At 66.4% G+C, this 15,311-nt stretch carries 12 protein-coding genes; 4 read left to right on the top strand and 8 right to left on the bottom strand.

Annotated features, from left to right (window positions below; translation table 11 throughout):
* Positions 1–30: 30 nt before the first annotated feature.
* From HNS03_RS03940 to HNS03_RS03925, 4 genes are all read right to left on the bottom strand, one after another.
* Entirely contained in the window at positions 31–2,334 is a 2,304-nt protein-coding gene (locus HNS03_RS03940; protein ID WP_367193257.1) for a 3-hydroxyacyl-CoA dehydrogenase/enoyl-CoA hydratase family protein, read from the bottom strand.
* Positions 2,334–3,470 (bottom strand): acetyl-CoA C-acyltransferase, encoded by a 1,137-nt coding sequence (locus HNS03_RS03935; protein ID WP_367193256.1) that lies wholly within the window; start codon positions 3,468–3,470, stop codon positions 2,334–2,336. The genes HNS03_RS03940 and HNS03_RS03935 overlap by 1 nt, the downstream gene beginning before the upstream one ends.
* Positions 3,471–3,492: 22 nt before the next feature.
* On the bottom strand, positions 3,493–4,275 hold the full coding sequence (locus HNS03_RS03930; protein WP_367193254.1) for an enoyl-CoA hydratase/isomerase family protein: 783 nt from the start codon (positions 4,273–4,275) through the stop codon (positions 3,493–3,495).
* Positions 4,276–4,381: 106 nt separating this feature from the next.
* Positions 4,382–5,020 (bottom strand): TetR/AcrR family transcriptional regulator, encoded by a 639-nt coding sequence (locus HNS03_RS03925; protein WP_367193252.1) that lies wholly within the window; start codon positions 5,018–5,020, stop codon positions 4,382–4,384.
* A gap of 335 nt (positions 5,021–5,355) precedes the next feature.
* Here HNS03_RS03925 and lexA point away from each other — a divergent pair, with 335 nt between their 5' ends.
* Positions 5,356–6,072 carry a transcriptional repressor LexA gene (gene lexA, locus HNS03_RS03920; protein ID WP_367193250.1) on the top strand — a complete coding sequence of 239 codons (717 nt, stop codon included), beginning with the start codon at positions 5,356–5,358 and terminating at the stop codon, positions 6,070–6,072.
* 258 nt (positions 6,073–6,330) lie between these two features.
* On the opposite strand, the gene HNS03_RS03915 is transcribed toward lexA, so the two are convergent.
* Positions 6,331–8,607: a ComEC/Rec2 family competence protein gene (locus HNS03_RS03915; protein ID WP_367193249.1), complete on the bottom strand. Its 2,277-nt coding sequence runs from the start codon at positions 8,605–8,607 to the stop codon at positions 6,331–6,333.
* A gap of 117 nt (positions 8,608–8,724) precedes the next feature.
* Here HNS03_RS03915 and gltX point away from each other — a divergent pair, with 117 nt between their 5' ends.
* From gltX to mscL, 3 genes are all read left to right on the top strand, one after another.
* The gene (gltX, locus tag HNS03_RS03910; RefSeq protein ID WP_367193247.1) at positions 8,725–10,158 is read left to right on the top strand and encodes a glutamate--tRNA ligase; all 1,434 of its coding nucleotides are present in this window, start codon (positions 8,725–8,727) and stop codon (positions 10,156–10,158) included.
* Between the two features lie 271 nt (positions 10,159–10,429).
* Complete coding sequence (gltA, locus tag HNS03_RS03905; protein ID WP_367193245.1) at positions 10,430–11,725, top strand: citrate synthase; 1,296 nt, start codon at positions 10,430–10,432, stop codon at positions 11,723–11,725.
* A 160-nt stretch (positions 11,726–11,885) separates the two neighbouring features.
* A complete protein-coding gene (mscL, locus tag HNS03_RS03900) occupies positions 11,886–12,326 on the top strand; it encodes a large conductance mechanosensitive channel protein MscL (protein WP_367193244.1) in 441 nt (146 codons plus the stop codon).
* Between the two features lie 28 nt (positions 12,327–12,354).
* Here the strand turns inward: mscL and lpxB are convergent, their stop codons facing one another.
* The 3 genes from lpxB to lpxA all read right to left on the bottom strand — a co-directional run bounded on the left by lpxB (position 12,355) and on the right by lpxA (position 15,308).
* On the bottom strand, positions 12,355–13,542 hold the full coding sequence (lpxB, locus tag HNS03_RS03895) for a lipid-A-disaccharide synthase (RefSeq protein ID WP_367193243.1): 1,188 nt from the start codon (positions 13,540–13,542) through the stop codon (positions 12,355–12,357).
* Between the two features lie 93 nt (positions 13,543–13,635).
* Positions 13,636–14,511, bottom strand: a complete 876-nt coding sequence (locus tag HNS03_RS03890; protein ID WP_367193241.1) for an LpxI family protein — start codon at positions 14,509–14,511, stop codon at positions 13,636–13,638.
* On the bottom strand, positions 14,508–15,308 hold the full coding sequence (gene lpxA, locus HNS03_RS03885; RefSeq protein ID WP_367193240.1) for an acyl-ACP--UDP-N-acetylglucosamine O-acyltransferase: 801 nt from the start codon (positions 15,306–15,308) through the stop codon (positions 14,508–14,510). Before lpxA ends, HNS03_RS03890 begins: the two co-directional genes overlap by 4 nt.
* Positions 15,309–15,311 lie beyond the last annotated feature (3 nt).

Here is a 15,311-nt window from a genome sequence, read left to right as displayed (position 1 = left end):
GAGGCTGCCCCCGCTTTTTCACGCCCTTGCTCAGTTTCTGAGCGGTTTGCCGGTCTTCAGCATGTGGTCGATGCGCCCCCGCACGGCCGGCTCCTGCAGCAGGACCAGAAGCGTTTCGCGTTCCAGATCCATCAGCTCCCGATCCGCCATCGGACGTGACGGATCGCCATCCGGTCCGCCAGTCAGCACCGACGCCAGCGCCTCGGCCAACATGAAGTCGGTGTCCGTCATCCGACCGGCGGCATGGGCCGCGGTGACGGTGGACATCAGCCCCTTCGCCCCGGACGGTCCGGCCACCGTGACGAACACCGGCCCCGGCGGACGATGCCCGGCATCCCGGAGCGCAATCGCCCGCGCCTTCGCTTCCGGTAGGAGCAGCTCGCGGTGCATGACGATGCCGTCGGTTTCAGCAAGATAGCCGATCTCCTGGGCTTCGGCCGCCGACCGCGAAACCCGGCCCGGCAGAATAACCTCGAAACACTGGGCCGCCGCCGCCATCGGCCCTTTCGGACCCGACCGACCGGGCGCGCGGGCGAGCAGCCGCGTGCAGCCGCCCCAAGCCGGAATCAGACCGGCCTTGGTCTCCGGCAGGCCGATCGTCAGTTCCGCGTGCGCCACCACGCCCTGGGTGTGCAGCGCGATCTCGCAGGCGCCGCCGAGCGCCAAGCCATGGGCGGCTGTCACCACCGGCACCGGCGCCTGCAACACCCGGTGGAACACATCGTGGCCGCGGCGCAGATAGCCCTCCAGCGTGGCGTCCTCGCCGCTCTCCAAGAGGCTCAGAATGAACGACAGGTCCGCACCGGCAGAGAAGGTTCGCGGATCGTCGTTGCCGATCACCAGCGCGTCGAAATCGCGCCCGGCGCGGGCCAGCGTGTCTTCCAGGAGGTCGAACACCGCCGGCGCCAGCGTGTTCATCTTGGAGTGGACCTCGAAGCACGCCACCCCGTCGCCGATATCGCGCAGCGACGCCGCGTCGTTGCCGACAATCTCGCGCGCCTCGGAAAGCGAGGCCGGCCGCTGTCGCACCGTCATGCGCCCGTCGGCGGCCCGCACCTGGTCCGCAGCATAAAAGCCACCGTCCGCAGCCGCCTTGGCCAGCAACGCGGGAACCGGCCGGCCCATTGTCTCCAGGCTGGCGACGACAGTCGCCGGTCCGACCCTGTCGGCAAGCTTGAACGGCCCGGCGCGCCAGGAATAGCCGAGCTCGATCGCGATATCGACCGCACCGACATCGGCGGCGAGCTCCGGGGCGTGCTCGGCGGCGTAGGCGACCACCGTGGCCAGCATGCTGGCGGCATAGCGCCCCGCCGCCCCGTCGTCCGCCAGAAGCGCGGCCAGATCGCGACCGCCGCCGGGCAGATCCGCCGCCGCCACGGGCTCGGCCGGCCGATAGTCCCCCGTTTCGAGATCAAGTGCCTCGCGGCTGCCGTCGCCGGCCTTGCGATAGAAGCCGGCGCCGCTCTTGCGACCATAGCGGCCGGAGGCAACTAGCTCGGAAAACAGCGGGTCGGCCGGCAGGTCGAAGCGATGGAGATCATCCTGCTTCGGCAACGCCGACAGGAGGCTACCCCACACATGCGGGACGAGATCAATTCCGACCAGATCGAACAGGCCGAAAATGCCGGTGCGCGGGATTCCGAACGCCGCGTTGATGGCATCGGCGCGCTCCACGCTGAGCCCGAGCCGCTTTGCCTCCAGCGCGGCGACCGCCATCCAGAAGCACCCGATCCGATTGGCGATGAATCCTGGCGTATCGCGGCAATCGACCACGGTCTTGCCAAGTGCAGCCTTTGCCGCCGCCCGCACACGGTTCGCCACGCCGGGATCGGTCTCCGGCGCCGTGACCAGCTCCATGAGCTGCATCACCCGTGGCGGGTTGAAGAAATGAGTGATGACGAAGTCGGCCGCGAAACCGTCGCCCATGTCGGCGATCAGCGCGGCGCGCGGGATCGTCGACGTGTTCGACGACAGGATCGTGCCCGGGCGGCGGACTGTCTCGATCCGCTTGTAGAGATCGCGCTTGAGATCGAGGTCCTCGATGATCGCTTCCACGATCCAGTCGGCCTCGGCAAGCCAGCCGAGATCGTCCTCGACATTGCCGGTCCTGACCAGCTTCGGACCGCCGCTCGCCATAAAGCCCCCGGCCTTCAGCTGGCGGGCAACCCCACTTTCGGCCGGCGCGTTGCGCTTGCCCTCGCCGCCGGGAATGTCCAACAGGTCAACGGGGATGCCGGCGTTGGCGAACTGGGCGGCAATGCCCGATCCCATCGAGCCGGCCCCGATGACCGCGGCGCGGGCGACGCCGGTTCGCTCGGCTCCGAGCGCCGTCATCAAGCCGCCTCCAGGATCATTGCGATGCCCATGCCACCACCGATGCACTGGGTCGCGAGTGCCCGCTTCTTGCCCTCGCGCTTCAAGAGCGTAGCGGCCTTGCCGACCAGCCTGGTGCCGGTGGCGCCCAGCGGATGGCCGAGCGCGATGGCGCCGCCATCGATGTTCAGCTTGTCCGGATCGATTTCCAACGCCCGGCGGCAAGCCTCCGCCTGGGCCGCGAAGGCTTCGTTCATCTCCACGATATCGATATCGTCGATGGTCAGACCCGCCCGCTTCAATGCCTTGCGGGAGCTCTCGATCGGCCCGAGCCCCATGACGCCCGGCGCACAGCCGGACACGGCGAAGCTTTCCACCCGGGCAAGCGGCGTGAGCCCGTGGCGATCGCAGAACTCCTTCGAGCAGACCAGCACCGCGGTCGCGCCGTCGGTCATCGGCGAGGAGGACGCCGCCGTGACCGTGCCGTCTTCCAGAAACACCGTCTTCAGCTCCGCGAGCTTTTCCAGCGACGTCTCACGCACGCAGCCATCGAGCGCAACGTCGCCGGCGGCCGTCGCCACCGGCGCGATTTCGGCGCCGAGCCGACCGTCCTGCTGTGCCGCGCGCGCCTTGGAATGGCTGGCGTGGGCGAAGCGGTCCTGGTCCTCACGGGTGACATCGTGCTCGCTGGCGACACGCTCCGCCGTCAGGCCGACATTGATGTAGTCGTCGATGGCCTGCTTATCCCAACTCGGGTGCGGCAGCACGTTGAAGCCCATCATCGGAACCCGGGACATGGATTCCGTACCGCCTGCGACGAAAGCCTCCCCGGCGTTCATCATCAGCATGCCGGCCGCCATCTGCACCGCCTGGATCGAGGAGCCACACCAGCGGTTGACTGTCGTGCCCGCGCTCGTCTCCGGCAGGCCGGCCAGCAGCCCCACCACACGGCCGATATTCAGCCCCTGCTCGGCCTCCGGGAAGGCGCAGCCCCAGACAACGTCCTCGATTTCGTCCGCTGGCGCGCCAGTGCGCTCCAGAAGAGCCCGGATCACATGCGCACCCAGATCGTCCGGGCGCACGCCGGCAAGCGCGCCCTTGCGCGCGAAGGTGAAGGGCGAGCGCACATAGCCCGCAATGAAAGCGTCCTTGGTCATCGCTGTCCTACCCGATGGTCCGTCAGCGGCCGGAAAACTTTGCCGGCCGCTTGGTGAAGAAGGCTTCGAGCGCCTCCGAAAAATCGTCTGTCTTCGCACAATCGCGAAAGCGCTCGGCCTCGGCATCGAGCTGGGCCTCGAGTGGCGTATCGAGGGCGGCGCGAAGCAGTGCCTTGGTGTGGCCGAGCGCACGCGGCGGGCCGCCGGCAAGCCGGGCCGCCAGCTTGCGCGCTTCGGTCATGAGCGCATCCGCCGGCACCACCCGGTTGACCAGGCCGATCCGCTGCGCCTCGGCCGCATCGACGGTGTCGCACAGGAGCGCAATCTCCAGCGCCCGGCGCTGGCCGACCAGCCGCGGTAGCGCCCACGAGCCGCCGCAGTCCGGGCTCGCGCCCACTCGCGCGTAAGCGAGATTCAATGTGGCGCCTTCGGCAACGATCGCGAGATCGGTGCCGATCAACAGCGACACTCCCGCCCCCGCGATCGGCCCCTGCCCGACCGCCAGCGTCAGGACCGGGCTTGCCGCCAGGCGCTTCAGCCCGGCATGCGCCGGCTCGATCAGAGCACGCGCCACCGCCGGCTTATCTTCGCCCGCCCGGAACGCGGCCAGATCGCCACCGGCCATGAACGAACGTCCCGCACCGCTCATCAAAATCACGCGTACGGACGGCTCGGCGAGCACGGTCTCGACACAGGCTTGAAAGGCTTGCGCCATGGCCCCATCCAGCGCGTTCAGCTGGTCCGGGCGGTTGAACCGCATCTCCGCAACGCCGTCCGCAATGGTCAGCTTGATCGGTTCGCTCATGGCGCCCTCGCCCTCCCTCACACTCCGAGCCCCTTGTCCGGAACTTTCGTTCTTGCCGTCGACCTGAGATCCGGCAGGCTGACCTGTCGGCCCCTGCCCGCCGCGCTCAGACCGCTTCCCCGCGCGGGGCAAGGCCGTTGACCAACATCGACACCGCTCCGTCTGCGATCTCCGAGGCTGACATCGGTCCCTTCGGGTCGTACCAGCGCGCTACCCAGTTCAGCGAACCCGACAGGGTGAAGGTCATCAGGCGGGCGTCGCCTTGCGCGATGGAGCCGTCGCGCATGCCGTCTTCCACGACGCCGCGAATGGTCTCGTCGATCTCCCGTTTCAGGGCGCGAAATTTTAGCCGGCTTTCTTCCGCCAGTTCGGCATCGGCGGTCCGGGTCACGCAGATCCCGAAATCCTGGGTCATCACCAGCGCATATTCGCGCATCAGCGCGCGCAGGCGATCCATCCCGCTGCCGCCACGGGCCGCAGCCGCGTCGGCCGCCTCCCGCAGCGCCGAAAGCCCGCGTCCCACGCACTCGAACAGGATCTCATCCTTGTTGGAAAAGTAGTGATAGATCGTCGGCTTGGTGACGTTCAGCGCCGTCGCCACGTCGTCCAGCGAGGTCGCGTGGAAACCCTTCTGATTGAAGAACTGAACGGCGGTCGCAAGCACCGCCTCGCGCTTGCTCTCCCGTTCCCTCTCGCGCGCCTCGCGATTGGACCAGGGAGATTGGCGCGGCGAAAGGGTGGCCAAGGGGAATGCTCCGATGTCGCCTTCTTAAGCGTAAGCAATATACCCGCGAGTAAACAACAGTCAATCGATGCCGCCACAGCACGATTAGGCTGGCCGGCTGCTACGCGGTGACCGCCGACGCGGCCGACCCTTTGACAGCATCCGGGAAAAATGGTGCACAGTGTGCCACTAGCCGATCTCCAAAAGGCCCGGCTTTCGCCGCCACTTGTTCGCGCTTCGCCCCATCCATCGGAAACCGGACATTAACTCTTGCGGAACACATATGGAACGCGTACCTTACGTTCCTGATTTGTACGCGTCTTGGCTGGCTGCAAGCGAGGGGTGGGACCGACCTGATGCTGACCCGCAAGCAACATGAGCTCTTGATGTTCATTCATGAGCGGTTGAAGGAAACCGGGGTCCCGCCGTCGTTCGACGAAATGAAGGAGGCGTTGGCCCTCCGCTCCAAGTCCGGCATCCACCGTTTGATCACGGCCCTGGAAGAGCGCGGCTTCATTCGCCGCCTACCGAACCGGGCACGCGCGCTGGAAGTGATCCGGCTGCCGGAATCGGTTGGTCCTTCGCTGGCGGCCCCACGCAGCAAAGGCTTTTCCCCTGCCGTCATCGAAGGGTCGCGCGGCAAGGCACCGGCCTCCCCACCGCCGGCACCCGAGCCGAAAAGCACGGGCAACGGTCTGTCGATCCCGGTTATGGGCCGGATTGCCGCCGGTGTCCCGATCGAAGCGATCCAGCAGGAAAGCCATCAAATCACCGTGCCGTCCGATCTCGTGGGCGGCGGCGAGCATTTCGCGTTGGAAGTGCGCGGCGATTCCATGATCGAGGCCGGAATCCTGGATGGCGACACCGTCGTCATCAAGAAGTCCGACACGGCCGATAATGGCGACATCGTCGTGGCGCTGGTGGATGACGAAGAGGCGACCTTGAAGCGGCTGCGCCGGAAGGGCGCGTCGATCGCGCTGGAGGCTGCGAACCCGGCCTACGAGACGCGGATCTTCGGCCCCGACCAGGTGCGGATTCAAGGCCGGCTGGTGGCGCTGTTTCGCAGCTACTAGAGCATGTCCCGAATAAGGCGGAACCGGTGCTCGGCCTTCCCCTGCCCAAGACCTTCGGGACATACTCAAGCTATTGAATCTGGAGCGTTTCTTGTCGCTCGGATATGTCCATCCGAGCGGAGAGGTTCGAGAGCATTTCCAGGCGAAGTGGAAGCCGGTTCGCCATCCGGAAACGCGTTCGAACCGAACACTTGGAGCCGTTGGGGGTTCCGAGAAGAGCGCAATGATTCCAACGCGCGCTTGCCAAAGGCAAAAGCGCTACCGGCGCACCACGGGACGCGCATCCCAGGGGCGTGGCACCTTCGGACGGCCGCGCGTGAGGCGATAGAAGGGTGGATCGTCGATCCGCTTGAGCGCGAGCGCGCCGGTTTCGATCAACTTACGCCGATCGACCACCAAGAGTGGTCCAGTGCAATCGCGCGGCGCTGTGTGTCGCGTCACCAGGATCGTGGCGCGCTGGCAGTCCTCCAGGAAGGCCTGCGGCCGTTCCACGAAGGCGAGCTTGCCGTTCAGGATCCCCAAGCTGTGCGGGCTCTCTGTATTGACGGAGGACGCCGCCTCGGAGCCAGGCGGCCCGCGGACCAGCGGCAGCGTGCAGCCGAGCCCATCGCATAAAATGCCTGCCTTGACGCTCGGATCGTCCGCGGCGCGGGAATCGCCGTCGGCTTCCAGCCACATGCGCGCCACGAACGCACCGCCTTGCGCGACCGCGATGCGCAAACGCCCATCCGCCCCACGCACGGCGACCGTGCGGCCGTCATCGGCGATCAACACATCGGGGCGCGAAGCGAACGGCAAGAACGCGAGACCGGCGGCAATCGCACCGATTCCCAAAAACCGCCAGGATGTGGTCCACAAGGCCAGCCACAACAGGCCCGCTGCCATCGAGAGGACAGCCACAGCAGGAGTCCGGCCGACCGCCCCTGCCCCGGCGCTCAAATCCGCGACCATGTGAGCCACCGCGACGACCCCGTCGAGCCCCCAGCCCATCGCGGTGAGCGGAATCGGATCGAGGCCAAGCGGCATGAGCGCCACGGAGACGACGCCCGCCGGCATCACGACCAACGTCACCAGCGGCATCGCCAGGAGATTGCCCAGAAGTCCGAACGGCGCGATCCGGTGGAAGTGAAAGGCCCCGATCGGTCCGGTCGCAAGCCCCGCGATGAGAGAGGTGAGCGCCAGCCCGGCAATCCACAGTCCGCCCCAGCGGCCGATCCGCCGGATCCGTCCGGAATTTGCGGGCGGATCGCGGACGCGCTCCCGGCCGGCAAGCCACTCATAGGCCGCGACCAGAGCGATGACAGCCGCAAACGACATCTGAAAGCCCGGCTCGATTACCGCAGCGGGATCGATTGCCATGACGACCAGGGCCGCGACGGCCACCGAGCGCAGCGTCAGCGCCGGCCTGTCCGCCAGGATCGCCACCAAGGCGACCGCAAGCATGACGAAGGCTCTTAGCGTTGCGATCGCACCGCCCGACAGCACCAGATAGACGAAACCGGCCAGAAGAGCCGCCGCAGCAGCCCATTTGCGGATCGGATACGTCAGCGCGACCGAGGGCAGCGCGGCCAGGCCGAAGCGGATGAGCGTGAAGATGGTGCCGGCGACCAGCGCCATATGAAGCCCGGAAATCGCCAGGATGTGACCGAGGCCTGCCGCCCGGATCGCGTCCTGGGTGTCCTCCGGGATGCCGCCGCGGTCGCCCACCAGAAGCGTGGCGGCAAGCTCGCCGTTGCGGCCGGGAAGCGCCATCCGCAGCCGTTCGGCGATGTTCGCGCGCACATGCGCCACCGCCGCCACGACGCGAAGATCGAGCGGCGGCGATCCCAGGTTCGCGGGCTTCGGCAAGCCATAGGAAAACCCGCTGGCGCCGATCCCCTCGAAGAACAGACGCCGGGCGGAATTATAACCTCCAGGCGCGACGGGCCCGCGCGGCGGAGCAAGCCGCGCAATCGCGCGCACGCCATCCCCCACCTCCGGCCTATCTCCTCTGCCGCGCGCGGTCATCCGCACCCGATGCGGCATCCGCTCGCGCGTCAGCCCCTCCATCGAGACCACCCTCAGGACATAGCGCACCGCCCCGTCCGGTCTCGGCTCGCGCGTCTCGACGAACCCCCGCACCACGAAAGTGCCGTCATAAGGCACGACCGGCGCCTGCACCCGCGCCGTTTGTCCCGCAACGGCGGCCATGGCGAAAAGCACGGCGGCGCAAGTCGCCAGCGCCGCGAAGCCGAGCCGATGGCGCTGGCTGTAGACGGCGGCGAGCGAAACGGCGAGACCAAGGCCCGCAAGCGTCGGCCAGTGCGGTTCCCGCGGCAGCGCGAAATAAACCGCGATGCCAACCGCGGCGGCCACCGGCAACCAGAGAAAACCCCTGCCGCGATCGAGGTCGGTCTCCAGGCACTGCGCGACCCAATTGCGCACGCGGGACGGCAGCCCGCGCAGGCGCGCACTGCGCACCGATGCGCGAAACGGCAATGCGCGAAAGTGCGCAGCCCTGCGTCGAAGCCTCGACGTCGTCGTCGGCTCCTGCATTCCACCGCCCCAATGCTTTGGCGCGCCCCGCAGCCCATGCTAAACGAGCCGCGCCCGCCCCGGCGAAATCGTCCACCGGTAGCATGCGGGTTTTTTCGATAACCGAAAGAGGCATCCATGACGGCGCCCGTGGTCACGCGTTTCGCCCCCTCTCCGACCGGCTTCCTACACATCGGCGGCGCGCGCACCGCGCTCTTCAACTGGCTCTATGCCCGCCACACCGGCGGCAAGATGCTGCTCAGGATCGAGGATACCGACCGCGAACGCTCCACGGACGCGGCCATCGCGGCGATCCTGGACGGGCTCTCCTGGCTCGGCATCGATTGGGACGGCGAGCCGGTCTACCAGTTCTCCCGCGCCGAACGTCATGCGGAGATTGCACACGCGCTCTTGGAGTCCGGCGCGGCCTATCGTTGCTACGCGTCTGCCGAGGAGCTGACGGAAATGCGCGAGCGCGCCCGGGCGGAGGGACGGCCGCCGCTCTACGACCGGCGCTGGCGCGACCGCGATCCGTCCGAGGCACCGGAAGGCGTACCCCCCGTCATCCGCATCAAGACGCCGCTCGACGGCGAGACGATCGTGGAAGACCGGGTCCAGGGCCGCGTCTCGTTCGCCAACAAGGACCTGGACGACTTCATCATCCTGCGCTCCGACGGCACGCCCACCTACATGCTCGCCGTCGTGGTGGACGACCACGACATGGGCGTGACCCATGTGGTGCGCGGCGACGACCACCTGACCAACGCCGCCCGCCAGAGCGTCATCTATCAGGCGATGGGATGGGACGTGCCGAGCTGGTCCCACATCCCGCTGATCCACGGACCGGACGGGGCCAAGCTATCCAAGCGCCACGGCGCCCTGGGCGTGGAAGCCTACCGCGCCATGGGCTACCTGCCCGAGGCGCTTCGCAACTATCTGGTGCGGCTCGGTTGGAGCCACGGCGACACGGAGATCTTCTCCACCGAAGAGATGATCGAGTGGTTCGACCTCGACCAGATCGGCCGCTCGGCAGCCCGCTTCGACTTCGCCAAGCTGGAAAACCTGAACGGCCACTATATCCGCACCAGCAGCGACGAGCGGCTGATGGAAGCGATCGACACGCTGCTGCCGCACCTCGACAACAACGTCACGGTCGCAACAACGCTCACGCCCGAGATTCGCGCGCGCTTCGCACACGCCCTTCCGGGGCTGAAGGAGCGCGCGAAGACATTGGTCGAACTAATTGATTCGGCAGAATATATCTGGGCCAAACGCCCACTTTCTCTCGACGCAAAGGCCGCCGGCATACTAACCGACGAGGCTCGCAGCCATCTCGCCGCCATGGCGGAACGTCTCGCCAAGCTTCCCCAATGGAGCGCGGAAGCCACGGAAGCGGAAGTCCGCGCCTACGCCGAAGAGACCGGCTTGAAGCTCGGCAAGGTGGCGCAACCTCTACGTTGCGCGCTGACCGGCCGCACCACCTCCCCGCCGGTGTTCGATGTCTTGGAGACACTCGGCCGTGAGGAGAGCCTCGCACGTCTGAGCGATCAAGCATCCTCTCCAGCAGCCTGATCGCAAGAACGCTCACGCGGCGGCGGGGACATGCCACCGCGTGAGAACGACCGACCACACGCTTTCGGCGAGCCTCCTCGACCGGCAACCGCAGAAGGCGCGGCAGGTCGTCCGCAAAGTCCGGTGTTGCTTGCGAGGTGGGTTCAAATCGGCTACGCAGCAAGCGACAATCCACCCATCGCGAGGCACCGTCGTCGTACGGTGAAGGGGCGATCGGTGCCCTCCCGCACGGATCCACCCGCCTGCGATCTTGCTAGATTGGGGTGTGCTTATGGCAGATGGGAAGAATGCCAAACTAACGATCGGAGACGATAGCTGGGAGTTTCCGATCCACTCCGGCTCCGTTGGGCCGGATGTGGTCGACATCCAGTCGCTCTACAAGAATACCGGGCGCTTCACCTACGACCCCGGCTTCACTTCCACGGCCTCGTGTGAATCGAAGATCACCTTCATCGACGGCGACGAAGGCGTCCTTCTCTATCGCGGCTACCCGATCGACCAACTCGCCGAGCACGGCGACTTTCTCGAGACCTGCTACCTTCTCCTCTACGGAGAGCTGCCGACCACGGCGGAAAAGAACGATTTCGTTCAGCGGGTCACCTACCACACGATGATCCATGAGCAGATGAACCGGTTCTTCACCGGTTTCCGTCGCGATGCTCATCCGATGGCGGTCATGGTCGGTGTGGTCGGCGCGCTTGCCGCCTTCTATCACGACTCCACCGACATCACCGATCCGCAGCAGCGTATGATCGCCAGCCTGCGCATGATCGCCAAGATGCCGACCATCGCGGCTATGGCCTACAAGTACTCGATCGGCCAGCCGTTCATGTATCCCCGCAACGATCTCGACTATTCTGCGAACTTCCTGCAGATGTGTTTCGGGGTGCCGTGCGAGGACTACAAGTTCAACCCGGTTCTGTCCCGGGCGATGGACCGGATCTTCATCCTGCATGCCGACCACGAGCAGAACGCGTCGACGTCGACGGTGCGGCTCGCCGGTTCTTCGGGTGCCAACCCGTTCGCCTGCATCGCGGCCGGCATCGCCTGCCTGTGGGGTCCGGCACATGGCGGCGCCAACGAGGCGGCGCTCAACATGCTGCATCAGATCGGCTCGGTCGATCAGATCCCGGAATATGTCGCGCGCGCCAAGGACAAGAACGATCCGTTCCGTCTGATGGGCTTCGGCCACCGGGTCTACAAGAACTACGACCCGCGCGCCAAGATCATGCAGAAGACCTGCCACGAAGTGCTGGCCGAGCTCGGGATCAAGGACGATCCGGCGCTGGACGTCGCCATGGAGCTCGAAAAGATCGCGCTCAGCGACGAGTACTTCATCGAGAAGAAGCTCTATCCCAACATCGACTTCTACTCCGGCATCACGCTTCGCGCGCTGGGCTTCCCGACCACCATGTTCACCGTGCTGTTCGCGCTTGCGCGCACGGTCGGTTGGATCGCCCAGTGGAAGGAAATGGTGGAAGATCCGCACCAGAAGATCGGTCGCCCGCGCCAGCTCTACACCGGCGCCTCCCAGCGCGACTACGTGCCGATCACTCAGCGGAGCTAATCCGCTCCGTCCTTTGTGAGGACACGAATGAAAAGCCCGCGAAGAGCGATCTTCGCGGGCTTTTTTGGTTTTGACACCTGCCGGATCCGGATCAGAGTAGAGTCCGACAGCATCGGGTTTCAGTCTTCGCGCGTCTGCCGAAGCAGGGAGAAAGTCCGCCATGATCAAGGAGTTCCGCGACTTCGTCGCCAAAGGCAATGTCATCGACCTTGCCGTCGGCATCATCATCGGGGCGGCTTTCACTGCGATCGTCCAAAGCCTCGTGAACGACCTGATCAATCCCGTCATCGGACTGATCGTCGGCGGCATCGATTTCACGTCGATGTATGTCGTGCTGTCCGGCGACGTACCGCCGGGCTCCAGCCTGGACGCCGCGCGAGAAAGCGGCGCCGCCATTTTTGCCTATGGCGCCTTCCTCACGCGCTGCATCAACTTTCTGATCATCGCGCTGGTGGTGTTCATGCTGGTCAAGTTCGTCAACCGGATCCGCGCAATGGCGGAAAAGCCGGACGACGTCGTGCCGGAGGTGAAAACCGGCCCGTCCCAGCTCGATGTCCTGATCGAAATTCGCGACGAGTTGCGCGGAAAAGAGACGCCCTGAGCAGGCGCAGCGCCGACCGGACGACGCCCTATCCCGCCTTCGTCCGAACCATGTCGAGCACGGTTTCGGCCGCCCGTTCGCTCGGTAACGCCCCATCATGGAGCCGCATCAGCGCATCCAGCCGGGCGAAGGCAGCGATTTGCCGCCGACGCGTCGGCGTATCCGCCAGAAGGGGCACGACCGCATCGGCAAGCTTCTCCGGCGTCACGTCCTCCTCAAGGAAGTCGGGAATCGCGTGCTCTTCCAGGATGATGTTCGGCAGCACCATAGTGGTGTAATTCACGAACCGGAACACGCGATTGACCACGCGCAGCGCCCGCGCGACGGCATCGAGCTTATAGGCCACCGCCATCGGCACGCCGGCAACCGCCAGCTCGAGCGTCACGGTTCCCGACGCGGCGAGCGCGGCCCGCGCCTCGGCGAAGGCAGCGAGCTTCGCCTCCCGTCCGCGCACGACCTCCGCCTTGACCGGCCAATCGGCGACCTCCGCCTCGATCCTATCGGCAAGATGGGAGACGGCCGGCAAAACGGGGCGCACTCCCTCCACCCGCTCGGCAATCCGCGCCACGGCCTCGCCGAAAGTCGGCAGCAGCGCGGAAATCTCCGACGAGCGGCTGCCTGGCAGGATCAAGAGAACCGGCCGCTTTTCCGCCTCCACACCGTGGTCGCTTGCCGGCAACTCCGGCAACAGCGTTTCCAACACGGGATGGCCGACATAGGTGGTCGGCGGGCCGCCAAGCCGCGCATGCACGCCAGGCTCGAACGGCAGAACCGCCATCAGCCGATCGACATAGGCTGCCATCGCTTTCGCGCGGCCGGGACGCCAGACCCAAACCGTCGGACTGACATAGTCCACGATCGGGATTGAGGGATCCTGGCGGCGCACTTTGCGCGCGACACGGTGGGTAAAATCCGGCGCGTCGATGATCACGAGCACGTCCGGCTTCTGCGCCACCACAGCCGCCGCCGTTTGCCGGATACGGGCAAGAAGCTGAGGCAGCCGGCGGATGATCGCATCCGCACCCATGACCGTGATGTCGGAGAACGGAAACAGCGGCTCCAGCCCCTCCGCCTGCATGGCCTCCCCGCCCACGCCCGTAAAGGCAACGCGGCCGCCGGTCTTGGCCTTGAGCGCGGCCATCAGCGCGCCGCCCAGATGATCGCCACTGGTCTCGCCGGCGATCACGAACACGCTTAGAGCCGTTTCGCTCGTCATTGGGACGCTAACTCACTTTTTGGATGCGTTTGCGGGCGGCGGGCCGGCTTCGCCTTCGCCTGCAACGCTCGGGCGACCGATCCTCTTCGGGCCTCACGCCACCTGCTCCTCACCGGCAACGGCATGAAGGAACAGGCCCGCCGCGTCGGCGTCGGCGATCGTTTGCGGGCGATCGGCGACGATGGTGCGACCGGCTTCCAGCACGATGCCACCGAGCTTGGCGCCCGCCGCCGCGGCCACGGTGGCCGCACCGACGGTCGGCAGCTCGGTTCTCAGATCCTGTCCCGGCTTTGCCCGCTTCACCAGAATGCCGCCGCGGCCGCCGACGCGCCCCATCTCCCGGAGCTCCTTGACCCTTTGAAGCATGCGGTCGGTGCCTTCCGCCGCCTCGATCGCCACGATCCGCCCCCGGACCACGACCGCGGATTGCCCGACATCGAACGGCCCAAGGGTCGCCAACGCCCGCATCGCCAGCATGGCGTCCTCAAGATCTTCCGGTGTCGGCCGATGCCGGCCCAACGTCCCCTCCGACACCAGAAGCGCCGGCGCGACCTCTGCGATTCCCTTCACGCGAAATCCTTCCGCCTCGATCAGCGCCAGCACCTTGCGGACCACGCTGTCGTCCCCGCCCACGAGGGCCTTGACGATCTTGGGAACCCGACGCAGCGTCCCGATATCGAGCCGCATCGCCTTGAAATCCGGCCGGCGAGCAATCGCACCGACGAACACGACGTCGCGGACCCCCTTGGCGGCCATGAAATCGATCGCGCCGCCGACCTGACCCCACCGAAACGTGCGGGTTGCGGGATGGTCGAGTACAAGATCGGCCTCGCCGTCGATGCCGGCAATGATGACCCGCCGGCCGCTGGCTTCCACCGCCTCGGCCACTTCCAACGGAAGCCGGCCACCCCCGGCGACGATCCCGATCGGGCCCTCGCCGTCAGCCGGTGGCGCTTCCGCCCGGCTCAATTCTGGCCCTGCCCCCACGGCGTGCACAGCGCACGGTCTCCGCCCTGGCGAATGAAATCCAGGATCAGCTCGACCAGCGGTTCGCCGCCGAACATGTTCGCCACGTCCTCCATCCGCTCCTTCAAGGTACCCTCGTTGGAGAACAGGTAGCGATAGGCCCGACGCAGGGTGTGGATCTGCTCGCGGTCGAAGCCGCGCCGCTTCAGCCCGACCAGGTTGAGGCCGACCAACTTGGCGCGGTTTCCGAAGACGTTGCCGAACGGAATCACGTCGTCGCCGACACCGGTGACGCCGGAAACGAAGGCATGGCTGCCGATCCGGACCAGCTGGTGGACCGCGGCGCCACCTCCCATGATCACGTGGTCGCCGACCTTCACGTGGCCGCCGAGCATGACATTGTTGGACAGGATAACGTTGTTGCCGACCTGGCAGTCGTGAGCGACGTGAGAGGCAACCATCAGATAGCAGTCGTCGCCGACCGTCGTCAGAAGCCGGTCCTTCGCCGTGCCGGGATTGATCGTGACATGCTCACGCACGACGACATTCTTGCCGACGATGATCCGGTTGGCCTCGCCCTTGTAGCTCAGGTCCTGGGGCGGCGAACCGAGGCTCGCGAACGGGAAGATGCGGGTGCCGGCGCCAATCTCTGTGTGGCCGTCGACGACCACGTGGGAGCCGATCCAGACGCCATCGCCGATGACGGCTTGCGATCCGATAATCGAATAGGGGCCGACATGCACGTCGGCGCCAAGCACTGCGCCGTCGGAGACGATCGCCGTGGGATGAATGCTGGTCACGAG

Origin of the sequence: Amorphus sp. 3PC139-8 (genome assembly GCF_040750475.1) — a bacterium.
Classification (GTDB): Bacteria; Pseudomonadota; Alphaproteobacteria; order Rhizobiales; family Amorphaceae; genus Amorphus.
This window is presented reverse-complemented; position numbering and strand designations above follow the sequence as displayed.

What these genes read in the sequence shown, in the direction of transcription:
- gltA (WP_367193245.1), top strand. Translation starts at nt 10,430, where the DNA reads ATGGCAGATGGGAAGAATGCCAAACTAACGATCGGAGACGATAGCTGG.
- mscL (WP_367193244.1), top strand. Translation starts at nt 11,886, where the DNA reads ATGATCAAGGAGTTCCGCGACTTCGTCGCCAAAGGCAATGTCATCGAC.
- HNS03_RS03930 (WP_367193254.1), bottom strand. Translation starts at nt 4,275, where the DNA reads ATGAGCGAACCGATCAAGCTGACCATTGCGGACGGCGTTGCGGAGATG.
- HNS03_RS03940 (WP_367193257.1), bottom strand. Translation starts at nt 2,334, where the DNA reads ATGACGGCGCTCGGAGCCGAGCGAACCGGCGTCGCCCGCGCCGCGGTC.
- lpxB (WP_367193243.1), bottom strand. Translation starts at nt 13,542, where the DNA reads ATGACGAGCGAAACGGCTCTAAGCGTGTTCGTGATCGCCGGCGAGACC.
- HNS03_RS03935 (WP_367193256.1), bottom strand. Translation starts at nt 3,470, where the DNA reads ATGACCAAGGACGCTTTCATTGCGGGCTATGTGCGCTCGCCCTTCACC.
- gltX (WP_367193247.1), top strand. Translation starts at nt 8,725, where the DNA reads ATGACGGCGCCCGTGGTCACGCGTTTCGCCCCCTCTCCGACCGGCTTC.
- HNS03_RS03915 (WP_367193249.1), bottom strand. Translation starts at nt 8,607, where the DNA reads ATGCAGGAGCCGACGACGACGTCGAGGCTTCGACGCAGGGCTGCGCAC.
- lexA (WP_367193250.1), top strand. Translation starts at nt 5,356, where the DNA reads ATGCTGACCCGCAAGCAACATGAGCTCTTGATGTTCATTCATGAGCGG.